At 70.6% G+C, this 22767-nt stretch carries 21 protein-coding genes and 3 tRNA genes; 12 read left to right on the top strand and 12 right to left on the bottom strand.

All coding sequences use genetic code 11. The annotated features are described in order from the left end of the window. The first annotated feature begins 17 nt into the window (after positions 1–17). Complete coding sequence (locus G6R20_RS01195) at positions 18–578, top strand: PGPGW domain-containing protein (protein WP_163375347.1); 561 nt, start codon at positions 18–20, stop codon at positions 576–578. Here the strand turns inward: G6R20_RS01195 and G6R20_RS01190 are convergent. Beyond that, on the bottom strand, positions 565–3006 hold the full coding sequence (locus G6R20_RS01190) for a glycoside hydrolase family 65 protein (protein ID WP_163375345.1): 2442 nt from the start codon (positions 3004–3006) through the stop codon (positions 565–567). The genes G6R20_RS01195 and G6R20_RS01190 overlap by 14 nt on opposite strands. 185 nt (positions 3007–3191) lie before the next feature. Here G6R20_RS01190 and G6R20_RS01185 point away from each other — a divergent pair, with 185 nt between their 5' ends. Further along, a complete protein-coding gene (locus G6R20_RS01185; protein WP_163375343.1) occupies positions 3192–3653 on the top strand; it encodes a hypothetical protein in 462 nt (153 codons plus the stop codon). Here the strand turns inward: G6R20_RS01185 and G6R20_RS01180 are convergent. Beyond that, positions 3608–5644, bottom strand: a complete 2037-nt coding sequence (locus tag G6R20_RS01180; protein ID WP_163375341.1) for a DUF2339 domain-containing protein — start codon at positions 5642–5644, stop codon at positions 3608–3610. The two genes, G6R20_RS01185 and G6R20_RS01180, sit on opposite strands and share 46 nt — an antisense overlap. 140 nt (positions 5645–5784) lie before the next feature. Between G6R20_RS01180 and G6R20_RS01175 the strand changes: the two genes are divergently transcribed. Further along, on the top strand, positions 5785–6294 hold the full coding sequence (locus G6R20_RS01175; RefSeq protein WP_163375339.1) for a hypothetical protein: 510 nt from the start codon (positions 5785–5787) through the stop codon (positions 6292–6294). Here G6R20_RS01175 and G6R20_RS01170 read toward each other — a convergent pair. Both G6R20_RS01170 and G6R20_RS01165 read right to left on the bottom strand, forming a co-directional pair. After that, positions 6262–7233, bottom strand: a complete 972-nt coding sequence (locus tag G6R20_RS01170) for an ADP-ribosylglycohydrolase family protein (protein ID WP_163375331.1) — start codon at positions 7231–7233, stop codon at positions 6262–6264. The two genes, G6R20_RS01175 and G6R20_RS01170, sit on opposite strands and share 33 nt — an antisense overlap. Positions 7234–7266: 33 nt before the next feature. Further along, the gene (locus G6R20_RS01165; RefSeq protein WP_163375330.1) at positions 7267–8082 is read right to left on the bottom strand and encodes a hypothetical protein; all 816 of its coding nucleotides are present in this window, start codon (positions 8080–8082) and stop codon (positions 7267–7269) included. A gap of 70 nt (positions 8083–8152) precedes the next feature. Between G6R20_RS01165 and G6R20_RS01160 the strand changes: the two genes are divergently transcribed. Further along, positions 8153–8845 (top strand): NUDIX hydrolase, encoded by a 693-nt coding sequence (locus tag G6R20_RS01160; RefSeq protein ID WP_069390440.1) that lies wholly within the window; start codon positions 8153–8155, stop codon positions 8843–8845. Here the strand turns inward: G6R20_RS01160 and G6R20_RS01155 are convergent. Beyond that, positions 8804–9748, bottom strand: a complete 945-nt coding sequence (locus G6R20_RS01155) for a DMT family transporter (RefSeq protein ID WP_067714715.1) — start codon at positions 9746–9748, stop codon at positions 8804–8806. The two genes, G6R20_RS01160 and G6R20_RS01155, sit on opposite strands and share 42 nt — an antisense overlap. Before the next feature lie 267 nt (positions 9749–10015). Here G6R20_RS01155 and G6R20_RS01150 point away from each other — a divergent pair, with 267 nt between their 5' ends. The 4 genes from G6R20_RS01150 (at position 10016) to G6R20_RS01135 (ending at position 12898) form a co-directional block, all read left to right on the top strand. Next, the gene (locus tag G6R20_RS01150; protein ID WP_146776241.1) at positions 10016–10360 is read left to right on the top strand and encodes a hypothetical protein; all 345 of its coding nucleotides are present in this window, start codon (positions 10016–10018) and stop codon (positions 10358–10360) included. A gap of 77 nt (positions 10361–10437) precedes the next feature. Beyond that, a complete protein-coding gene (locus G6R20_RS01145; RefSeq protein WP_163375328.1) occupies positions 10438–11328 on the top strand; it encodes an oxygenase MpaB family protein in 891 nt (296 codons plus the stop codon). A gap of 224 nt (positions 11329–11552) precedes the next feature. After that, positions 11553–11897, top strand: coding sequence for a helix-turn-helix transcriptional regulator (locus G6R20_RS01140; protein ID WP_069390443.1), 345 nt, complete (start codon positions 11553–11555; stop codon positions 11895–11897). Continuing rightward, entirely contained in the window at positions 11897–12898 is a 1002-nt protein-coding gene (locus tag G6R20_RS01135) for a hypothetical protein (RefSeq protein WP_069390444.1), read from the top strand. Before G6R20_RS01140 ends, G6R20_RS01135 begins: the two co-directional genes overlap by 1 nt. 59 nt (positions 12899–12957) lie before the next feature. On the opposite strand, the gene G6R20_RS01130 is transcribed toward G6R20_RS01135, so the two are convergent. Both G6R20_RS01130 and G6R20_RS01125 read right to left on the bottom strand, forming a co-directional pair. Continuing rightward, a tRNA-Arg gene (locus G6R20_RS01130) sits at positions 12958–13030 on the bottom strand. A gap of 47 nt (positions 13031–13077) precedes the next feature. Beyond that, positions 13078–13169 (bottom strand) — tRNA-Ser (locus G6R20_RS01125). A 105-nt stretch (positions 13170–13274) separates the two neighbouring features. Between G6R20_RS01125 and G6R20_RS01120 the strand changes: the two genes are divergently transcribed. The 3 genes from G6R20_RS01120 to G6R20_RS01110 all read left to right on the top strand — a co-directional run bounded on the left by G6R20_RS01120 (position 13275) and on the right by G6R20_RS01110 (position 17378). Then, complete coding sequence (locus tag G6R20_RS01120) at positions 13275–14333, top strand: pyridoxal phosphate-dependent aminotransferase (RefSeq protein ID WP_096906230.1); 1059 nt, start codon at positions 13275–13277, stop codon at positions 14331–14333. Positions 14334–14456: 123 nt separating this feature from the next. After that, on the top strand, positions 14457–16193 hold the full coding sequence (locus tag G6R20_RS01115; protein ID WP_083249862.1) for a 5'-nucleotidase C-terminal domain-containing protein: 1737 nt from the start codon (positions 14457–14459) through the stop codon (positions 16191–16193). Positions 16194–16499: 306 nt separating this feature from the next. Next, positions 16500–17378 carry an alpha/beta fold hydrolase gene (locus G6R20_RS01110; RefSeq protein ID WP_069390447.1) on the top strand — a complete coding sequence of 293 codons (879 nt, stop codon included), beginning with the start codon at positions 16500–16502 and terminating at the stop codon, positions 17376–17378. Positions 17379–17760: 382 nt separating this feature from the next. Here G6R20_RS01110 and G6R20_RS01105 read toward each other — a convergent pair. Beyond that, positions 17761–17846: transfer RNA gene (locus tag G6R20_RS01105), tRNA-Ser, on the bottom strand. Positions 17847–17985: 139 nt separating this feature from the next. Here G6R20_RS01105 and G6R20_RS01100 point away from each other — a divergent pair. Beyond that, the gene (locus G6R20_RS01100; protein WP_096906231.1) at positions 17986–19026 is read left to right on the top strand and encodes an NAD(P)H-quinone oxidoreductase; all 1041 of its coding nucleotides are present in this window, start codon (positions 17986–17988) and stop codon (positions 19024–19026) included. Here the strand turns inward: G6R20_RS01100 and G6R20_RS01095 are convergent. The 4 genes from G6R20_RS01095 to G6R20_RS01080 all read right to left on the bottom strand — a co-directional run bounded on the left by G6R20_RS01095 (position 19013) and on the right by G6R20_RS01080 (position 22707). Further along, positions 19013–19564, bottom strand: a complete 552-nt coding sequence (locus tag G6R20_RS01095) for a PadR family transcriptional regulator (RefSeq protein WP_069389249.1) — start codon at positions 19562–19564, stop codon at positions 19013–19015. The genes G6R20_RS01100 and G6R20_RS01095 overlap by 14 nt on opposite strands. A 4-nt stretch (positions 19565–19568) precedes the next feature. After that, complete coding sequence (locus G6R20_RS01090; RefSeq protein WP_069389250.1) at positions 19569–20549, bottom strand: nitronate monooxygenase family protein; 981 nt, start codon at positions 20547–20549, stop codon at positions 19569–19571. 141 nt (positions 20550–20690) lie between these two features. Then, complete coding sequence (locus G6R20_RS01085; RefSeq protein WP_061229485.1) at positions 20691–21329, bottom strand: TrkA family potassium uptake protein; 639 nt, start codon at positions 21327–21329, stop codon at positions 20691–20693. Positions 21330–21348: 19 nt separating this feature from the next. After that, a complete protein-coding gene (locus tag G6R20_RS01080; RefSeq protein ID WP_069389251.1) occupies positions 21349–22707 on the bottom strand; it encodes a potassium transporter TrkG in 1359 nt (452 codons plus the stop codon). Between the last annotated feature and the right edge of the window lie 60 nt (positions 22708–22767).

Here is a 22767-nt window from a genome sequence, read left to right as displayed (position 1 = left end):
TCTGTAACCATGGTCCGGTGAAGAGACTCGGCTACGTGGCGGTGAGACGCCTCGCGCTCGAGATCATCGGGTGGACGCTCATCGTTCTCGGCATCGCCGCACTGTTCCTCCCGGGTCCCGGGCTCCTCATGCTGTTCGCCGGGACGGTGGTGCTCTCGCGGCAGTACGAGTGGTTCGACCGGCGACTGCTGTCGATCAAGCGCGTCGCCATGGAGGGCGCCTCCCGCGGGGTCCAGTCGTGGCCCAAGATCGCCGGGTCACTGCTCGGCGTGGCCTGGCTGATCGGCCTGGGGATCTTCTGGGGGATCGGCTCGACGGTGCCGACCTGGTGGCCGCTGTCGGCCGACCTCTGGCTGATCGGCGGCTGGGGCACCGGCGGCACCCTCATCTTCTCGGGCCTCGTCGGGCTGGCGCTGCTCGTCTACGCACTGCGTCGGTTCCGCGGCAGCCCGTACGACCACGAGGCGGAGGTGGTGCACGAGCACCAGCGCCGCGAGGAGCGGCGCCGGGCGCGGGCCGCGCGGCGGCACGCCCACGCGGCGGCGCGCCGCGCCGATCCGGGCGTCACTCCAGGCTGAACCTCTCCTCGCCGCCCACCTCGACCATCCGCTGCTCCCCACGCACACACACGCACACCGGGGTCTCGTCGATCACGCCGTCGCGGTGACGTATCACCACCTCGTCCCGCATCACCGTCACCGTGAGCGGCGAGCGCAGGTAGGTCATGTTGAACGAGACCCCGTCGATTCCTCCGGGCAGATTCGGGTCGAACTGCAGCATCCCGCCCTCGACCCGCATCCCGGCGTAGAAGCGCTGCACGAGGTCGACCGTGCCGGACATGACCCCCATGTGGATGCCCTCGCGGGTCGTCCCGCCCTGGATGTCGTGCACGTCGCTGCCCAGCGCGACCTTGAACCGTTCCCAGGAACTGTCCGGGTCGAAGCGTGCGAGGACGCCCGCGTGGGTGATGTACGACAGGGTCGACCCGTGGGAGGTGCGGCGGTCGTAGTACTCGATGGTGCGCCGCGCGGCGTCGTCGGGGAACTCGTACCCGAGACGCCCGAACACCCGTCGCAGCTCGTCGTCACTGAAGAGGAAGAACAGCATCACCGCGTCGGCCTGCTTGGCCAGCTTGTACCGGTCCGGGGTGTCGCCCTCGGCCTTGAGGATCCGGTCGAGCCGCTGGATGTTGCCGTACCTGGCCCGGTATCCCTCCCAGTCCAGCTCCTCCAGCTCCTCGTAGCCCTCGAACTGGCTGATGATCCCGTCGTGGAACGGGACGAACATCTTTCGGCTCATGTCCTTCCACCGGGCGATCTCCTCGTCGCGCAGTTCGAGCCGGGCGCGGACGGCACCCGCCTGGGGCGCCGGCAGCAGGTCGAGCAGGTGGGCGGCGATGTCGCAGATCCACGCCACGAAGACGTTGGTGTAGGCGTTGTTGCGCACTCCGCCCTCGGACGCGCCCGGGTACTTCTCGTGGTACTCGTCCGGCCCCATCACGCCGTGGATCTCGTAGCGCTGCCGCTCGGGCGAGTAGTGCGCGATGGATGACCAGAACCGCGCGATGCCGAGCATCATCTCCGCGCCCCGGAACTCGAGGAACATCGTGTCCTCGGTGAGGGTGACGTACTGCCAGACGTTGTAGAAGATCGCGGCGCTGACGTGGCGTTGGTTGTGCGACAGGTCGATGTCCCACCGCCCGGACATCGGGTTGAGGTGGAGTTCCTGGGTCTGCTCCGTGCCGAGCGATCCGCTCTGCCACGGGAACATGAACCCCTCGTAGCCGGCCGACGCCGCCGCCACCCGCGCCTCGGACTGCCTCCGGTAGCGGTACATGAGCAGGCTGCGGGTCACGGCCGGGAGCCGGAAGGTCAGGAACGGGAAGACGAACAGCTCGTCCCAGAACACGTGGCCCCGATAGGCCTCGCCGTTGATCCCGCGGGCGGGCACGCCGGCGTCGAGGTCGGAGGTGTTGTGCGAGCACGTCTGCAGGATGTGGCTGATGTGCACCCGCAGCAGGTGCTGGGCCTCGTCGTCGCCGAACACGTGCAGGTCGCACGCCTGCCACAGCCGCTCCCACGACTCGCGGTGGTGCGCGTACGCCGCGTCGAACGGTCGCGAGCGCGACGCCGACCGGGACGCGCGCAGGAGCGTGTCCCCCGTGGCCGGGTCACGAGAGGTGAACAGGGCCACCGATTTCTCGATCGTCGTGGGGACGTCGCGCTCCAGTTCCACGTGGAGGGTCTGCTGGATGTAGTCCGCCGTCCGGAAGTCGGAGCGGGGCACCTCGCGTTCCCGGCCGCCGGTCGAGACGAGGGTGCGTGCCGCGACGCCGACGTTCACCTCGGACTGCCGGGTACGCACCTTGAGCGCCATCACCTCGGGCTGCGGGAACACCGTGCTGCCCGGCCGGAGGTGATCGCTCTCGAGTTGCCGGTAGCGGGGCACCCCGTCGTTGGTGACGCGCCCGTCGAGCGCGCTCACGATCTCCGCCTGGCCGGACCAGTTCAGCGGCGTGATCGTCCACTCGAGGTAGGCGTGGTGCATGCTGGCCATCGACGCGAACCGTCGGCTCACCAGCTCGGTTTCCCGTCCCTCCCGGTCACGGAAGCGGATCTGGCGGGTCATCAGCGCCGAGTGCAGGTCCACCCGGTGGCGGTACTCGAGGATCTGCACCTCCGAGAGCCGTAGTACCTCGGCGCCGCCGATGCGCAGCTTGAGCGGCAGCCAGTTGGGGAGGTTGACCAGGTCCTCGTTGTGCACCGGCACGCCGCCGAGCATGGTGGTCGCGCGGTTGTAGAGGCCGTGCACGTAGGTGCCCGGGTAGTGGACCCCGTCGTTCTCCTCCCATTCGGCGGTGCCGCGGGTGGACATGTACCCGTTGCCGGTCGAGGTGAGGGTCTCGCGCAGGCCCTCCTCACCGGGGTCGAACCCGTCGTAGGACAGCGAGAAGGCGTCGTCCTGCCCGCCCGGGGAGGCTGCACGTCCGGTCTGTGAGGTGGTCACACGCCCGACCCTAACCAGTCCGTCGACTCCTCGGTGGCGATCCGGCCGGACGGCTCGGCGAGATCGTCATCCCGCCGAGACCCGCCCCGCACGTGTTTACGATATGATCTACGTCACAGTCGGGACGGTTCGGGGCCGCGCCGCGATCCCTCTTGTCGACCGTCTCCGTCCGACAGGGGTTCATCATGACCGTTCAGCTCATCGAGATCACCGAGGACGTCGCCGACCGGCTCCAGGTCCTCACCACACCGACGGCCTGTCAGGTCGGCGATGCGCGCATGATCATCATCGATCTGCTCGGTTCCGGGCCGTCGTGGCCATTGTCCGTTCTGATCAACCACGTCTGCACCTCCTACGAGGCCCCGGACGGCGAGCGTCTCATGGTCGACCTGCGCGACCGCGAGGGCCTGGCCGACCACCTCCTGCGTGACGAGCCCGCCCTGCGCCACGTGACGTGGGTCCGCGCCACGCGCCAGGCACTGCGCGAGTTGACCGACGCCGGCGAGGTGGTGTGGAGCCTGCCGTCGGACGATCCGGACGAGGTCGACCATCCGGAGGTCGAGGTACTGATGTCCGGCGCCCAGCCGCGCGCGTTCCGCGTCTACGTCGGCGATCCGCTGCCCGACGGCTCGGTCTCCCTGCGGTAGCGGACGGCCACCGCGAGCATCACCGCGCCGACGGCGATGAACGACAGCACACGGAACAGTCCCGGCAGGGTGGCCAGGTCGAGCAGGAGCAGCTTCGCCAGCGCGAGGGAGCCCAGGACGAACCCGAGTCGACGCGCATCGGCGATCCGCGGGTTCGCGGTGAGGACGAGCCAGGCCGCGCAGCAGATCCACAGCACCGTCACCACCAGGTGTGCGGCGAGGAACCCGTTCCGCGCCACCCCGGTGAGGTCACCGATCACGACGCCCGCCGCGACCACCATCACCGAGAAGGCCGCCAGGGCCACGACGGCGCCCACCATCATCACGCGCGTCGACTCGCGGGGCAGGCGGCGGCGCGCCCACCACGTCACGGCGACCGCCAGCGCCGTGATGGCGAACGCGGAGATCACGTCCCAGTAGGTGAACTCGCGGACCGCGAGCCGGTCGCTCAGCGCGAGGTGCGGGTGGTTGACGGCCGCGTAGACGAGCACGGCGATCACGGAGGCGGCCGCGGCCACCAGGTCCACCCAGCGTCGTCCCCACAGGCCGGCGGCCACGACGTAGGCCAGGGCGCTCAGGGTCAGCGCGAAGCCGGTGAGCTCGCGCCCTCCCAGTTCGACCCACGTCAGCAGCAGCAACGCGCTCCCGACGAACCCCGTGACCGCGGCCAGCAGCACGTGCGCCCTGTCGCGGCCGGTACGGCCGGCGAGAACCGCGACGGCGAGGTAGGCGGCGGCGAGGGCCAACCCGACGGGCCAGCCGGGCCGGAGGAGGTGGGTGGCCGGCAGGAGGGCGAGGGGCAGGGCGGTGGGGACGACGACGAGGGCGGCATTCTCGAGTGCCGGGCGGCGGCGGGCGGTGTCGAACCAGGCCACCCCGACGCCCACTGCGGCGAAGACGAGCGCTGTCGCGATGAGTGCGATCTGTTCGCCGCGGCTGTGGAGTGCGGCCTGCGAGAGGTAGCCGGCCAGCAGGAACCCGGGCAGGACGGACCACACCACGCGGACGGCCGCCCCGAGTTCGGCGGCGAGTATCGCGGTGGCGATGCCGACGATCGCGACGAAGATCGGCAGTTCGACGCCGGTGGAGATGAGGGGTGCCAGGATCATGGTGCCGGCCGAGACCAGGCAGGCCAGCAGTCCGGAGGACCAGCGCCCCGCGAGTGCCATCCCCCCCAGGGCGAGCCCGCCCACGAACATGTACGCGGCCGGGACGGGGATCCACAGGTAGAGCGTGGTGCTGGCGATGACGTCGAGCATCGCCGCTGCCAGGCCCGTGCCGACCAGGGCCAGTGCGCCGGGGTTGACCGGGGTGCCGTCAGGGTCGGAGGCGGCCCGGGGGTCGGTGTGGGCCGTGGGGTCGGTGGTGGCGGATTCGTGGCGGGACTGCAGTCGCAGGCCGAGGCCGACGAGCACCACCGCCAGGACCGCGGCGGCGACGACCCGCGCGAGCGGCGGGAACAACCCCGCCTGGATGGCCACGACCAGTAGGAACGCGATGCCGGCGAGCATGACCGACCCGCCGATCGCGGCGATGACAGTGGCGGCCGTGATGCGCGGCCTCCGCCGCGGCGACTGGCGCGGCGCCGCATCCCACGGTTGCCGCCACGGCCGGTCGGCCTGTTGCCACGGCCGGTCGGGGTGCGCGGGCGGCGGCCCGTACCGCCCCGCGGGGTCGTCCTGTCCGGGTGGCCGCCAGGGCCCGCCCGGACGTGCCGGGGCGGGGACAGGCTGCGAGGGAGCGCCAGCCGGGGCCGGGGCGCCAGACGGGGCCGGCGTCACCGGGTGCGGCGTCCCCTGAGGCGGCGCGCCCGCACGCCACGGCGACTCCGCCGGCGACTCCCCCGGCGACTGTCCGCCCACCGCCGGACCGGACTGTCGGGCGAGTGCCGACAACCCGGCCCGGACCTCCCCGACCTCTGCGGTGATGCGTCCGAGACGGGCGTCGAGGTCGGCGAGGGCGCGCTGCAGGTCGGACTGCTGGGGGTTCACCCCTGAATCATCTACCGCTCCGTTGCCAGCGTCCATGCCCCTCTCCCCTGACACCTCGACACGGAGCGCCGTCCCGGACTAACGACTCCGCCCGCCGGGCCGATAGATCAGAATGAGCTACGGGCCCGGACGGAGCAGGCATGAGTGAGAACATCATCGGCGTCGAGGGCGGAACCCCGATGCACTTCATCTCCGAGGGCGGCACCCTCTCTTGGCACCACCAGTCGGCCGAGACCGAGGAGACCACAGCGTGGTGTGGCGAGGTCGTGGACGTCGATACCAGCGCGGTCACTGCGTGGGAGCCGATCTCCCTCAAGGGAACACTGTCCTGCCCCCGGTGCGGTCTGGCCGGCGGGGTCCTCGAGGGCACGTTCATCCGCGTCTTCCGGCTGGAACCGGGCCAGACCCGGGCTGAGGCATTGGCGGCCTACCACAGGTACCGCCTGGGGCCTCGCAGGATCTGGTCCCCGAGCGACCCCCGATCCCCGGGGGCCACACGCTGGTCCGTCAGCGCGCGGGGCCGGGAGGGACGGGTTCATATCCAGGATCCGTCCGAGAACATGGATCCAGACCAGACCGAGGAGTTCGCGAAAGCGCTCCTGGCAGCGGCCGAGCAACTACGCGCGTGGAAGGCAGGCGTCGATCGATAGCCGCTCGAGTTCGCGTGACCCGATACCCGGGTAGCCGTGGCAGATGTCCCGCCACTGCGCCGGCACGGCCGACGCACCCCAGCGCGCGCCCAGCAGGCCCCCGGCGATGGCGGCGACCGTATCGGTGTCGCCTCCGATCCCGATCGCCGTGACCAGTGTGTCGGCGAGGTGCCGCCCGGGATAGGCGGCGGGGATCGGCGTGTGGTGGATCGCCGACCACGCGGCCTGCAGCGCGGCCACCACCCAGCCGTTGCGGCGGAACCGTTCGGGCGGCCGCTGTTCGGCCTCGTCGATGCAGGCCTCCCAGTACTCCCGGTCCGGCCCGTCGAGGTGCGCCAGTCCGCCGCGGAGGTCCAGAACCTGCTCCCGCACGGCGCGGTCGATGGCCGACGACCACAGGACGCACGCCTGGGCGGTGCGCGGGTCGGAGTGGGTCAGGTCGCTCACGGCCGTGGCTGCCCGGACGATCGCCCCGGTGTCGCCGAGGTGGGCCAGGGCGACGGGTGCGGTGCGCATGAGGGAACCGTTGCCCGCGGAGTGGTGACTCCGCCTGAAGTGCTCCTCGGCCGCCTCCCGCGCGGCGGCGGCCGTCGGCGCGGGCCCCGCGGCCCGCAGGACCGCGGCGGTCTGGTTGCCGATGTCCGGCGGGCCGGAGTCGTACCACCGCCCGAAGTTGCGGGTGACCTCCGAGAGCGCCTCGTCCGTGAGCAGGCCCCCACCCCTGGCGGCCACGTCGAGCACGCACCACGCCATGGACGTGTCGTCGGTCCACTGTCCGGGCGCGAACCCGCCCAGTCCGCCGCCGATCATCCGCGGCCCCTCGGGACCGAGCCGCGCGGAGCCGTACTCGTATCCGGCGCCGAGGGCGTCCCCCACGGCGGTACCGAGCATCACCCCGGCGACCCGGTCGTCCCACCCCCGGTCTCCACTGCCCGTCATCACGCCACCTTCCCTCCGAGCCGGTACGCCAGCTCATCCCGGTTCTGTTCGAGGTCCTTCGCGAACGCGCGGAGCATGCCCTCGATGTTGTCCGCCGAGAGCGGGCGCGCGGGGAGGGTGATCCGCTGGAACACGTCGCGCCCGCTGAGGTACCAGGTGCTCCACATCCCCTTGCTGCCCGAGCAGATCCACCTCGACCGCGGTGGTGCGACGGCTGTACACCCCGCGGACCACGAGCGCCCAGGCCTGGACCAGCCCGCCGTCGGGGCTGAAGATGACGAATACCGTGGTGCCGGCGACGGTGAAATACACGTCGCCGTCGTCGTCGACGCCCGGCTCCTGCCCGAACATCCTCCCCACGGCCTCCACCACCACCGGACGCAGCGCGTCCGGACCGCCGCGGACCCCACCGTCCGTACGGCCGTCCGGCCCACCCGGCGCGTCCGCGTCCGCGAGCCCCAGGGACTCCGCCAACTCGGCTGCTCCGTGTCCGCTCGCGCGGGCCGTGAACAGCTGGGGGTGCGGCAACCGCAGGTCCTCGCGCGCCACGCGGACGATCGCGTCCGCCAGTGCGAACGCCCCGTCGGCGCCGGCGCTGGCCACTACCTCCTCGGCCGCCGTGCTGCCGGCGATCCCGCGGGTGACCCACATGAATCCCCGACCGCGGTCCGACCGGACGACGAGCTGCTGGCTCCACCCCTCCGGCCCGGGCGGGGCCACCAGCGCCAGCGCGTCACCGTCCCCGACAGCGCCGATCCGCAGGATCAGCGTGTCCAGGAACACGCCCCATGCGCACTCGGTGGCCTCGCCGCCGACCCCGTCCATGCCGTCGTCTCGTCGACTTCCCATGACCCCTCCACTCCTTTAGCACTCCAGGCGCGCTAAACATTAGCACGCCAATCGCGCTAAAGTGAAGGCCATGTCCGATCTCGATAAGTTCCCCCGGCCCGCCGTGGCCGTGGACCTGGCGATCCTCACCGTGACAGGGGCCGGCGGCACCGACCCCGAGCTGCGGGTATTCACGCAATCACGCCGGAATCCGGACGGTCGCGCGCTCCCGGGCGCGTTCCTGCGCGAGCGGACGACCGTCGCCGAGACCGCGGACCACGTACTCCGCGAGAAGGTCCGGATCGCGCCACACGGGACCATCCGTCCGCGCCTGCTGCGGCTCTTCGACGACCCGGGGCGGGACGAGCGGACGTGGGCCGTCTCCGCCGCCCACGCGCTCCCCCTGCCCGAGTCCGCGCTGGCCGGAGCGAACGGCGAACTCACCCGCGTCACCGCGGACGGCCGACTCGACGGCATCGAGTCGCTACTGTTCGACCACGACGCGATCGTCGACGCCGCGATCCGCGACGTCCGCGAGCTCTACGAGATCCGCCTGCGCTACGTCGACGTGGGCCCCGACCCCGACGGCTTCCTGGCCGAACCGTTCACGCTGCTCCAACTACGTCGCGTGCACGAGGCCGTGATCGGCGAGGAACTGCACAAGGACAACTTCGCGCGCCGGATGCGACCGCACCTGGAACCCGTCCTGGACGACGACGGCGAGGTGGCGCTGTCCACGGCCCTACGCGGTCGCCCGGCCGCGCTCTTCCGGCGCGCGCGCTGAGGCGTCCCGCGCCGCCCGCGACCGCAGCACCAGGGTCACGCCGACCGCACTGATCGCCATGCCGACCACGGCCGGGAGGGTGATCGGGACACCGAACATGAGCCACACCCAGACCATGGTCGTGGGCGGGGTGAGGTAGAGCAGCACGCTCGCGACGGTGGCGCCACGGGTGCGGGTGACAAAGACGAAGAGGACGTACCCACACAGGGTGGACAGGAACACCAGCCAGGCCACCGCCGCCCAGAAGTCGGGTTCGGCCACGGGCGCCGCCTGGCCGGTCACCAGAGCCGCGGACATCAGGGTGACCCCCGCGACGACGGACTGCATGGTGATCGACTGCAGCAGCGTCTCGGAGGGCCGCAGCCGCTGCGTGAGAACCGTGCCCGTGGCCAGACTGAGCATGCCCGCCGCCGGGAACAGGTACGCCCACCACGGGGCGGCGCCCGCGTCGAGACCGCCGGAGACCACCACCACGACGCCCGCCATCCCCAGCACCATGCCGACCCACATGCCGGCCGTCGTGCGCTCGCCGAGGACCCTGCCCGCCACCGTCGCCACCAGCAGTGGCTGGAGCGCGGCGATGAGCGCCGCGGTGCCGCCGTCGACGCCCCGGGAGACCCCCTCGAAGATCATGAACAGGAAGAACGCCTGACTGAACAGGCCCAACACCGCCTGCCGCGTCCACGCCGCGCGATCGTTCAACCGCACCCCCAGCACGAGGCAGACGGTCACCAACAGCACGCCGAGGATCGAGAACCGCCAGCCCAGCAGCTGCAGCGGGGTCCCGTCGGCCCGGATCCCGAGTTCCGCGCCGACATAGCCCGAGCTCCACATGAGCACCAGGGCCACCGACGCCAGATGGCCGGCGTTGCGGCGGAGCGCCTCTCGCGCGGGCTGAGCCATCGGCACAGCCTACGAAGCGGCCGACCTCGTCGTCGTCGTACTCTCGCGTCCCACCCCCGGCCCGTGGCCGTTCACCCCTCCGCGCTCACTCCTCCGCGCTCACCCCTCCGCGTCGACGATCACCGTCCCGGCCTCGAGCCGGGTGTTCGTGGGGCCGCCACCGCCTCCTCGAGCGACGACGGCGCGCGGTCAGAGGTCGGACTGTGGTTTCTGTCGCGGCTCCGGGACGGGCCCCACTCGTCGGGCGTGGGGGAGGCGGTCGGGTCCATGGGATTCGCACTCGCGGTCATCGGGGTGTGCATCCTTATCGGCGGGACGCGGCTGCGGTGGCTGTTCCGGCCGGTACGGGTGCTGGGCGCGATGCCCCTGACCGCGTACACCGCACATCTCCTCGTCTGGGCGGCGTGGATCGCCATCGCGCGCGCCGAGGGCCGACAGTTCGACCCGATGGGCGACTTCCGCGCCCTGGACCCGTTCTGGCCGATGACTCTCGGGGTGACGGCCGGGTGCGCCCTCTGGGCGGTGTTCGTCGGGCGAGGCCCCCTCGAGACAGCCGTTTCGCGGCGCGCGGTCGCGGACCTTCCTCACCGTCTGCGCCGGCACGAAGTATGAAGGACTTATTATCGACGGTGTCGGTCGGGCTCTCACCGACCATTCCCCCCCGATCCACCGAACCCGAAGGTGACTCCATGACCGACACCCGCGTGCCCTTGCGGCTCTCCGACGCCCCTCGCTCCGACGACGGCCACTACGGCCCCGACAGCATCTCCTGGCGGGTGTTCTCGGACCCGGCCTCGGGGCTCGGCGCCAAGAACGCGCTCTTCCTCCAGATGCTCGAACCGGGCATGATGACCCACTTCGATCGGGTCTCGCTGACCAGCGAGGGCGCCGACGAGATGGCCGCCCGGTTCGACCGCACGGCCGCCTACCTGCGGGACTCGGTCTTCGCCGACACCGCCCACGCGGACGCGGCGACCAAGCGCGTCGACCACCTCCACGAGATGGCGACCTGGACCAACCCGGAGACCGGAGAGGCGGAGGAGGCCAAGCAGCCGGAATGGATGCGGTGGACGTGGTGGACGTACATCTGGTCGGCCGTTCGGGGCTACCAGGAGTTCGGCCCCGGCCTGAGCGCCGCGGACGCGGACCGCCTGGTGATGGAGTCGCACATCGGCGCGGACAAACTGCACGTCCCCGGCCCGCACCTCGAGACCTTCGCAGCGGTCGACCAGTACGTCACCGAGGGCCTCGACACCAAGGCGTTGACCATCTTCGCCGCGATGGCCGGCCACTCGCTCCGACACCCGGACGCGAAGGGCCCGGTGGCCAGGTGGGTCACCCGCCAGATCCTCAACGGCGTGCTGTCGCTACTCCCCGACAAGGCCAAGCTGTTCTTCGCCGTGGAGGACCGCAGCGCCAAGGAGTTCGCCCGCGGGGCCCGGTTCACCAAGCTCGTCGCCACACTCGCGCGGAAGAACCGGACCGCCGAGGACCTCATCGCGCAGGCGATCGGCGAGTCCGTCGCTGCCCCCTACCAGCGGGTGCGGGTCAAGAAAACCAAAGCCTCGCCGGCTTCCTGACGCGTCGACCGCGAGACCCCACGCAGTCCCGCAACCCGGCAGTGCGCCGGGCCGCGGCCTCCCGACCTGCGGTGCCCTGCACACCGTCTTCAGGGCACCGCAGGTCAGGGCCGGTCAGGGCCGGTCGATGGCGGAGTGTCGCGGTGCAGCGGGTGGAGCGAGAGGGCCCGCGCCGAGGCTGTGCGCCATTTACATAGTGTGTGCCACACACTAACGTGTGCCGCATGGGCGACGACGCGGACGCGGCACTGGGCACCCACCTGCAGGAGCTCCGGCGCGGGTCGGTCGTCCTGGCGAGTTTGCTGGCCTGCCGGACGCCCAGGTACGGGTACGCCCTGCTCACCACGCTGGCCGAGGCGGGAATCGCCACCGAGGCCAACACCCTCTACCCGTTGCTGCGCCGCCTCGAGGGACAGGGCTTGCTCACCTCGACGTGGCGGACCGAGGAGCCCAGGCCCCGCAAGTACTACGAGACCACCGCGCTCGGCACCGAGACCGCCGAGCGCCTGCACGCCGAGTGGCTGGCATTGGGTGCCGGCTACACCGATCTGCGGAAGGCGGACGCGTGATGTCCACACTGACCGATCGCTACATCTCCGAGGTGGTCCGCCACCTCCCCGAAGACCAGCGTGGCGACATCTCCTCGGAGATCGCCGCGACCATCGCCGACATGGTCGCCGCCGAACCCGACGCCGTGAACGACGCCAGCGGGACCGAGCCGGCCGGGACCGCCGACCGCGATTCCGCCGAGCGCGCCGTCCTGGTGCGACTGGGCGACCCGGCCGAACTCGCTCGCCGCTATGCCGGCGCCCGCCAGTACCTCGTGGGGCCGGAGGTCTACCCGGTCTGGGCTCGGGTACTGCGGTGGCTCCTGCCCGTCGTGGGTGTCATCGCCGCCCTGGCCGGCAGCATCCTCTACGTCTCGACCACCGCGGAGCCGGAGCTCGGCGACCTCATCGGCCAACTCGTCAGCTCCGTCGCCGCCGCCCTGCTGTGGGCCTTCGCGGCCTGGACGCTCGTGGTGGTGATCATCGAGCGGACGACCCCGGAGGGCGAACGCAGTCCGTTGACCCTGACCCCCACCTGGGACCCGGCGCACCTCGACGGGCCCCGTGGCGGGGCGGACACCCGCGTCGACGCGGTCGTGTCGCTGGTGATGCTGGCCATCCTGGTCGCGGTGCCGTTCGTCCCGTCGACGTTCCTGTACATCGGCCATCTCAACGGCGGCGAACCGCTCGTGAACCCCGCCATCCCCACCAGGTGGTTCACGGGGTACGTGCTGCTGATCGGAGCGCTGGCGCTCGTCCAGGTGTGGCGCCTGGTGAGGCCGGGCAGGTCACCGGCGCGGCTCGGCATCGACGTGGTGGTCGACGTTGTCTTCGGCGTCTTCCTCACGGTCCTGGTGCTGAGCCACGACTCGGTGATCCACCCCGATCTCGTCCCGGACGACGGCGGCACGGCGACCACCGCGATCCGCTGGAGCATCATCGCCACGATCTGGGTGATCGTGGTCTGGGATCAGATCGAGACCCTGCGCGCATACCGGCGGGGGGCCGCGAACGCCGCGTGAACACCGCAGGCCGGAAATGGCGAACGCCCCCGTCCGCGTGGACGGGGGCGTTCCTTCTGTGCGCCCGAAGGGACTCGAACCCCTAACCTCTTGATCCGTAGTCAAGTGCTCTATCCATTGAGCTACGGGCGCAATATTCTTCTGTCGTGCCAGCTATCCGGTCACCCGGATCCCCGGCATGGCGGAGGCGAGAGGATTTGAACCTCCGGTCCCCTTTGAGGAGGACAACTCATTAGCAGTGAGTCCCATTCGGCCGCTCTGGCACGCCTCCTGGAGGCTCTGCTGAGCCAACGAGGAATTACAGTACACACAGGCCGGGCCGGTGCGCAAAACGGCCGGACACCGGGCCCGCAGGGGGTGGTCCTACCCTGTAGTCATGTCCCCCGACGTGCGCAGCGACCTCGACGCCATCCCCGCCTACATTCCGGGCGCCTCCGTGCCGGGCGCGGTCAAACTCGCGTCCAACGAGACCACCGCGGGCCCGCTGCCGAGCGTGGCGGCGGCCATCGCCGAGGCCGCGGCGGGCGCCAATCGCTACCCGGACATCACCGCCGGCGCGCTCGTCGACCGGCTCGCGGACTTCCTCGACGTGCCCACCGGGAACGTCACCGCCGGCTGCGGCTCGGTCGCCCTGTGCCAGCAACTGGTCCAGGCGGTGTGTGCACCGGGCGACGAGGTGGTCTTCGGCTGGCGCTCCTTCGAGGCGTACCCGATCATCGCCCGCATCGCCCACGCGGTCCCGATCGCGGTCCCCAACCGGGACGACGGGTCGCTGGACCTCGACGCGATCGTCGCCACCGTCACCGACCGGACCCGGCTGATCTTCGTCTGCACGCCCAACAACCCGACCGGCCCGGCGGTGACCCGCGCCGAACTCCTCGCTTTTCTCGACCGCGTCCCCGAACGGGTCACCGTGGCGCTGGACGAGGCCTACTACGAGTACATGCGATCCGAGGACCCGGTGGACGGCGTCGCCGAGGCGATGTCGCGGCCCAACGTGGTCTCGCTGCGCACCTTCTCCAAGGCCTACGGTCTGGCCGGCCTCCGTGTCGGCTACCTCGTCGGACCCGCCGAACTGGTGGTACCGGTGGCGAAGATGGTCGTCCCGTTCTCGGTGAGCTCCCTGGCGCAGGCCGCCGGAATCGCCTGCCTCGAGGCCGGGGACGAACTGCGGGCCCGCACCGACGCGGTCGTCGCCGAGCGCTCCCGCGTACGGGCTTCCCTGCTCGACATGGGGCACGCGGTCCCGGACACCCAGGCGAACTTCGTCTGGCTACCCCTCGGGGACGCCGCGGCTGATTTCGACGCCCACTGCCGCGAGCACCTGGTCGTCACCCGGTGTTTCGCCGGCGACGGAGTGCGGGTGTCCATCGGGGATCCCGAGGAAAACGACCGATTCCTCACTGCTGCCCGGCATTTCGTGACCAGAACGTAATGCTTCCGGCGGGGTCCCGTGACATCGCGAGGGCAGCATGGGCCGGGTTTGGGAGAGCAGGTCACGATCTCGCGACCCCCGGATCGCGGAACGTGCGAGCCCCCACCCCCCCTAGGAGACGATGTGCAGCAGAAGAGTTCATGGCACGAGGTGAACTCCGCAGCTATCCACACGTCCATAACGGGCCGCGTCGGGCCGGTCGCTTTCGCACTGTTCGCGGCCGTGGTCCTCGTCGCAACCCTCGCTTCCCCTCCGCGTGCCGACGCGCAGATCAGCAGTCCCTGGAGCCCGGCGGCGGAGACCCGGTCGGTCCGCATCCTGGGGATCGGGGAGTTCTCCGGTGCGCTGTCCCGGCCCGTGGGGTTCCAGGGCGAGCTCCGTGACGGCTCGGGCAACGTCCGCCCCGCCGGTGGCGGGCCACACCTCGCGGCCACGGTCGGAAAGTTGCGCGACCAGGCCGAGGATTCACTGCTGTTCGCCACCGGCGACTCGATCGGCGGGACCGCCCCCGAGGCCGCGTTGCTGGGTGACCGAGCGACCATCGAGTACTTCAACCGGCTCGGTGTGGACGGGGCCGGCGTGGGACGACGCGAACTCGAGAAGGGCGCCGACCACGTCCGATCCCTGGTGACGCCGGGGTGCGTGACCGAGCGGGACTGCCGCGTCGACCCCCCGCTCCCGCCGTTCCGTGGGGCGGCGTTCCCGTTCCTCGCGTCCAACGTCATCCCGTCGCCCGATTCGGCCCCCACCTTCCCCTTCGCCATCCACCGCGTCGGTGACGTCCTGGTGGGGGTCGTGGCGGTGACCGCCCCGTCGACGTCCGTCCCGGAGACGACCACGCGGTTGACCGACCCCGTCCGCGCGATCGACGAGACCGTGGAGTCACTCCGGTTCCTGGGCGTGGAGGCGATCGTCGCCATGGTCCAATCCGACACCGTCCACGCCAACCTCGACCCGGCGGCGTGCCCCGACGAGCTCACCGAGATGGACCTGGTCAAGCAGCTCAATCCCGCCGTGGACGCCCTCATCGTGGGAGCTTCCGGCGGCCCGGCCACCTGCCGTGTCTTCGACTCGGACAACGACGAGCGCGTCGTCGTTGCCCCCGCGTCCCACGGCCGGTCCGTCACCGTCGTCGACCTGGCGGTCGACCCCGCCACGGGCGACGTGATCCGGCCCCAGACGTCGGTGTTCAACCAGACGGTCAACCTCGACATCGAACCCGATGCCGGGACCGAGGAGCTCGTACGCCAGGCCCGGGCCGCCGCGGCGCCGCAGGCCCGCGAGGTCATCGGCACCGCCGACGAGACCATCGAGCGGGACATGGACGCGAACGGCGAGTCACCACTGGCAGACCTCATCGCCGACGGCCAGCTCCACGCCGCCCGGGGGCGGGGCGCCGAGCTCGCCCTGTCCAACCCGGACTCCCTGCGCACCGACCTCCCCGCCGGTCCCCTCGACTACGCCGACCTGCACACCGTGCAGCCCTACGGGGATCGCCTCTACCTGGTCACCGTGACCGGGGAGGAACTCCGCGCGGCCTTCGACCACTTCGCCGACGACATCGGCCGCAACGGCCCGGCGGTCTCGTCGAACGTGCGCTACACCGTCGACCTCCGCCGCCCGCCCGGAGCGAGGGTGTCGGAGATAATTATCGACGACGAGCCCGTCGACCCCCGGCGCGAGTACACCGTCGTGGTGAACGAGTTCCTCTCCTCCCCCGAGTGGCACGGCTCGGTCCTGGCCGAACGCGGGGACCGCCGCGAGGCCGGGGTGACCGATCTCGACGCACTGCGTCGCTATGTGGGCGAGGAGGGCCCGCTGAGCGCCCCCGAGACCGGCCGGATCAGCGTCGTCAGCTGACGAGGCCCGACAGCCGCACCGGGTCGCCGCAGGCCGGGCTCGGCACGGCACGCCGGGGGCCGACACGGGGGGGGCACCTCTCAGCGCCGCGGGCCTATCAAAGAGTAAGATCAGCTTCACTCTCCGCGATTCCGGACGCCCCCGCCCCTGTGCACCGTGCCCACCCAAGGAGAAAAAAGGTACTCCGCCTTATTGACTCCTGAGGAAGTGGTGGCCATGTCGTCGCGAAGACCCGTCGTGGGACCGGGGCACCTCCTCATGCGTGGCGCGGCCCTGGTGGGCGGCGCACTCACCCTGGTCGGCTGCATGACGACGACCGCCATTCCGCAGGTGGACCCGACCTATGCGGGAACCGTCCGACTGGACGAGGTCACGGTCCAGCGCTTCGAGTACCCGACCCGGGATTCCGACGCCGATCCCGAACAGAACTGGGCGGACCTGTACCTGCCGTCCGGGGCCCAGGAGGTCGACACCATCCCGCTCGCGGTCCTCATCCACGGAGGGGCGTGGCAGAACCAGCTGGGTGCGGACATCTTCGACCCCCTGGCGCGCGAACTGGCGAGCCGAGGGATGGCGGTCTACAACGTGGAGTACCGCCGGGTCGGTTCCGGCGGCGGCTGGCCCGGCACCTTCCGGGACATCGCGGACGCACTCGACCACGTGGTCGAGGTGGACCGGCGCTTCCCCCAGATCACGACCGACGACGAGGTCGTGGTGGGCCACAGCGCGGGCGCGCAACTCGCCGTGTGGGGCGGCACCCGCCACCTGCTCGAGGACGACGAGGTGGGCGCCGAGCCCGCATTCCGGCCCACGCGCGTGATCTCGATCGCCGGACCACTGGACATGGTCTATGCCGCGAACCACGGGGACGACAGGATCGTCACGGCGATCGGCGGGACGCCCTCCGAGTTCCCGTGGCGGTACGCGTCGGTGGACCCCATCCAGAACATCGACACCGGCACACCGGTCGTCGCGATCCACGGCAACCGGGATGCGACCGTCTCGGCGGAGAACTCCCGGCGCTACGTCGACGAGGTCACCCGCCGGGGAGGACGCGCCAAACTGGTCCTGCTCGAGGGTGAGGACCACGTCTCGATCGTGTCGGGGAAGTCCCGCTCGTACCCGCGGGTGCTCGAGATCATCCGCTACGTCGCGGCAGCGGACCTGCAGGAGACGACCGCCTGAGCGGGCCCTCGGTGACGAATTCCCGGCATCTCGGCCCCGTGCGGTGACCAGCCCGAGCGGCGGGGGCTGACGTCTGCCCCGGGTCGGCGTAAACTTCTGCCGATGACCGTTCGAGTGACCACGCACGACGTCACCTGTCAGCGGTGCGGAGCGCCCATCCCCGCTGGCACCCCTCAGCGGTTCTGGCTAGGCCCTCGCCCCAACTGCGTCGAATGCGACGAGCGGGCTCTCGAGAACTACGGCAACTACAGGCGTCGGTGCATCGAGCACAACGAACGCCGCCGCCGGGAGCTCGAAGATCGAGGCCTCTGACACGACAGTGACACGAGACCAGATACCGGTTCCGTAAACGCCCCTGAACTGGAAGTTCTCTGAGCTAAGGCGGAAGTGGAGGGATTTGAACCCCCGGTGCTGTTTAGGCACGCTCGCTTTCAAGGCGAGTGCATTCGGCCGCTCTGCCACACTTCCCCGCCGCCTGCCGCGACACGCACGACCGCGTGGTTCCACGTGGAACCCGCGTTGACGACGCCGTTCATCGTAGTGGACCGCGGGCGTACGCACCCAGCCCGCCCGCCCTCGGGTCTCATCCCGGCTACCGTCGGAGGACATGAAGGCAATCGCATATGACAACGGCCCCGACACCCTGCGCCTGACCGAGGTCGACGACCCGGTCGCGGCCGCCGGCGAGGTACTCATCGATGTCGCGGCCTCCGCGGTGAACCGGGCCGACCTGCTGCAGTCCAGGGGCCACTACCCGCCGCCGCCCGGCGCCTCCGAGATCCTCGGCCTCGAGTGCTCGGGCCGCATCTCGGCGGTCGGCGAGGGCGTGGAGGGCCTGGCGGTGGGCGACGAGGTGTGCGCGCTGCTGGCCGGCGGCGGGTACGCCGAGAAGGTGGCCGTCCCGGCCGGGCAGGTCATGCCGGTCCCCGCCGGGGTCTCGCTCCACGAGGCCGCGTCGCTCCCGGAGGTGGCGTGCACCGTCTGGTCGAACCTGGCCATGACGGGCGGGCTCGGCCGCGGCGTCCTGGCCGCGCAGGCCCGCTGGGGCGACACCGACCTCGGCGCCCCGCGGGTGCTGATCCACGGCGGTGCCGGCGGGATCGGCTCCCACGCGATCCAGGTGTGTCGCGCGCTCGGGGCCCGCGTGGCCACCACCGCTGGCGGGCCGGAGAAGGTGCAGATGTGCCGCGAACTGGGCGCGAACCTGGTGATCGACTACCGGGACGAGGACTTTGTCGAACGGGTCAAGGACTGGACCGACGACGACGAGCGCGGCCGCGGCGTCGACCTGGTCCTGGACGTGATGGGCGCGAAGTACCTGGAGAAGAACATCGCGTCCCTGGCGCCGGACGGTCGCGTCATCGTCATCGGCCTGCAGGGCGGGGTGAAGGGTGAGCTCAACCTGGGCCGGTTACTGCCCAAGAGGGCCGGCATCCTCGCGACCAACCTCCGGGCCCGACCTGCGGACGGCCCCGGCGGCAAGACCGGCATCTGCCGGGAGGTCGTGGACCAGGTGTGGCCGATGGTCGCAGCAGGGGACGTCACCACCCGGGTCTCCCGCGAGATCCCGCTCGACCGGGCCGCAGACGCACTGGCCCTGCTGGAGTCGGGCGAGAGCCACGGCAAGATCCTGCTCACGGTCGACTGATGCGATCCAGCACGTCGAGGGTCTCGTCGCACCAGCCCACCCACGCCTGCTCCGCCTGGATGCCCAACTTGAGCACCTGGTGCTGGAGCGCACCCCGGACCTCGACGGGGTCGCGGTCCGCGAAGTCCTGCTCCTCGATCTCCCGGTACCGCCGTAGGTTCTCCACCCGCTGGCGGCGGTGGTACCCGAGGGCCCGCCGAAGGTCATCCACCCTGCCCGTGGCCGCGGCCGCGCGGACACGGACCGCGAGGCTCGAGCGCATCGTTTCGGGCTCGTCGTCCTCCCCGATCCACTCCACCAGCAGGTCCCGGCCGGTGTCGGCGACGGCGAACCTCCTGGGTTGCCCCCGCCGCGGCGGTCCCTGCTGAGGCAGCTCGTGGATGAGGCCCGCGGACGCCAGCCGATCGAGCTCGCGGTAGATCTGCTGGTGGGTCGCGGGCCAGAAGTACCCGATCGACTTGTCGAACCGGCGGGCGAGTTCGATGCCGCTGCCCTCCCGCTCGGTGAGGGAGGTGAGGATCGCGAACTTCAGCGACATCGGGTCAGCGGGTCGCGGGCAGACCCGCGGTGAGAGCCGTCACCGCGTCGTCGTACTCGGACCGCAGCCGCTCGACCAGCTCGCGGACGGTCCCGACCGAGTCCACCGCGCCCACGCCCTGACCGGCGCCCCAGATGTCGCGCCACGCCTTGGAGTCGGTGGTCCCCCCGGAGCCGAAGTCCATGGCCGAGGGATCGGACTCGGGCAGATCGTCGGGGTTCAGGCCGGCGGCCTCGATACTGCCCCGCAGGTAGTTCCCGTGGATACCGGTGAAGAGGTTGCTGTAGACGATGTCGCCGGCGCCGCTGTCGACGATCATCTGCTTGTAGGCGTCGGTGGCGCGGGACTCCTCGGTCGCGAGGAACGCCGAACCCACGTAGGCGAGGTCGGCACCGGCCGCCTGTGCGGCGAGGATCGAGCGACCGTGGGCGATGGCCCCGGACAGCAGCAGCGGGCCGTCGAACCACTCGCGGATCTCGCTGACCAGCGCGAACGGCGACTGGGTGCCGGCGTGTCCCCCGGCGCCTGCGGCGACCGCGACGAGCCCGTCCGCGCCCTTCTCGACGGCCTTGCGGGCGAACCGGTCGTTGATCACGTCATGCAGGACGATGCCGCCGTACGAATGGACGGCCTCGTTGACCTCCTCGCGCGCACCGAGGGAGGTGATGACGATCGGCACCTCGTGCTCGACGACGGTGGCCAGGTCCTGCTCGAGCCGATCATTGGAGCGATGGACGATCTGGTTGACCGCGAACGGGGCGACGTACCGGTCGGGGTTAGCGGCGGCGAACGCCTCGTTGCTCTCCCGCACCTGCTCGATCCACTCGGCCAGCGCCGACTGCGGCCGAGCGTTGAGCGCCGGGAACGACCCGATCACCCCCGCCTGACACTGCGCTGCCACCAGCTCGGGGCCGGAGTAGATGAACATCGGCGAGGCGACCACCGGGACGGTGAGCGGGCCGGCGAGCACTGAGGGAAGGGCCATGAGCAGTCCTGTCGTGAGCGGGGCGGAGCAGACTTCTCCCCCGACCGTACGGTCGCGCCGACTTTTGTGCAACTAGTTGCACAAAAGTCGGCGGCCTCGCGTCAGCGACAGAACCCACACCTCACGGACGGGAGTCGCGGTCTAGGACAGCTCCGCGAAGCGTTCGGTGTCGCGTACCTTGCCGGAGACGATGATGGTGTCTCCGGGGTGCAGGATCGTGTCGGCGGCGGCGTAGGTGAAGCCCTCCCCGGGACGCTTGATCGCCACCACGGTCACGCCGTGGTCCGTGCGGATCGACGTCGCACCGAGACTGCGACCCGTCGCGAACGCGGGGGCGGTCGTCTTGACCATGGCGAATCCGTCATCGAACTCGATGTAGTCGATCATCCGGCCGCGGACCAGGTGGGCCACCCGCTTGCCCATGTCGTGTTCCGGCCGCACGACATGATGCACACCGATCTGCGTGAGGATTTTGGCGTGAGAGTTGCTGATCGCCTTGGCCCACACGTTGGCCACGCCCATATTGATCAGGGCCGAGGCGGTCAGCAGGCTGGCCTCGAGGTCGGAGCCGATCCCCACCACCGCGCGATCGAACTCGTGCACCGACAACTGACGTAGGGACTCCTCGTCTGTGGTGTCGGCCACCACCGCGTGGGTGAGGCGGTTGGCGATCTTCTGCACGACCGCATCGCTCGCGTCGACGCCCAACACCTCCGCGCCCTGGGACATCAACTCCAGGGCGAGCGACTTGCCGAACCGACCCAGACCGAGCACTGCCACGGCGTCCGGCGCTGATTTCCTAGCCAATGAGAGGCCTTTCTGCGGGAAGGTCGTACCGTCGTCCGCGCTGGCGAGCGGCCAGGGCACTGACCATGGTGATCGGGCCGATCCGGCCCAGGTACATCAGTCCGATCAGTATCCACTGACCCCACTCGGGAAGCCGCGCGGTGATGCCGGTGGACAGCCCCACCGTGGCGAACGCGGAGGTGACCTCGAACAGCAGTTCATTGAGCCCGAACGGCGTCCCCGCCAGGAGCACGATGGTCGAGACCGTCACCAATCCGATACCGATGAGGGCCACGGCCAACGCCTGGCGCTGGACGCGGGTGTCCACACGACGGTCGAAGATCGTGACCGTCTTCTCGCCCCGCACCTCAGCGACCATGACGAACAGCAGCAGCGCGAAGGTCGTCACCTTGATCCCGCCCGCGGTGCCTCCGCTGCCGCCTCCGATGAACATCAACACGTCGGTCACGAGCAGGGTGGCATCGTCCATCTGCGCGTAGTCGACGCTGTTGAAGCCGGCAGTTCTGGGCATCGTCCCCTGGAACGCGGCCACCAGGACCTTGTCGGCGAAACCGAACGATTGCAGCGTGCGGGTCCACTCCAGCGCCAGGACCGCCGCAAACCCCGCCAGCAGCAGGATCACCGTGACGTGCACGGTCAGCCGGGTGTGCAGGCTCCACCGCGGGTGCTCCCGGGCCGCCGACCCGGACCGGCGGATGCGCCGCCCCACCTCGAACAGGACCGGGAAGCCCAACCCGCCCAGGATCACGGCCACCATCAACGGCACACAGATCCACGGATCGGTGGCGAAGCCGATCACATTGTCGCTGTACAGCGCGAACCCGGCGTTGTTGAACGCCGAGATCGAATGGAACACGCCCAGCCACAGCGACCGCAGCACCGACTCGTCGTACCCGACCGCGAAACGAACCGCCAGAACCGCCGCGGTGACCGCCTCGATCAGCAGACTCATCCGGACCACGCCCACGACCACGCCCCGCACGTCGCCGAGTTCGGCCGCCCGGGCCTCGGCCGCGGTGTTCAACCGTGCCTTGAGCCCGATCCGGTGCGCCAACATCAACCCCACCAACGAGGCCATGGTCATGATCCCCAGGCCACCGATCTGGATCAGGCCCAGAATGACCGCCTGRCCGAATCCCGACCAGTGCACAGGGGTGTCCACCACGATCAACCCGGTCAAGCACATCGCCGACGTCGCCGTGAACAGCGCTGCGGTCACACTGGTGGCGCCCCCGGACGCCACCGCCGCGGGCAGCAGCAGCAACCCGGTCCCCACCGCGATCGCCGCAGCGAAACTCAGGGCGACGACCCGGACCGGACTCAACGTCGCCCAGCCCGCCCACCGCCGCATCACAGACGGTGACACCCGCCCATACGCAGTCACGAGGTCGAACAGTAGACCTCGGCGCCA

Source organism: Dietzia sp. Alg238-R159, from assembly GCF_900537145.1.
GTDB classification, from domain to species: domain Bacteria; phylum Actinomycetota; class Actinomycetes; order Mycobacteriales; family Mycobacteriaceae; genus Dietzia; species Dietzia kunjamensis.
Note: the sequence above shows the minus strand (reverse complement) of the source record. Positions and strands in the feature narration are given on the sequence as shown.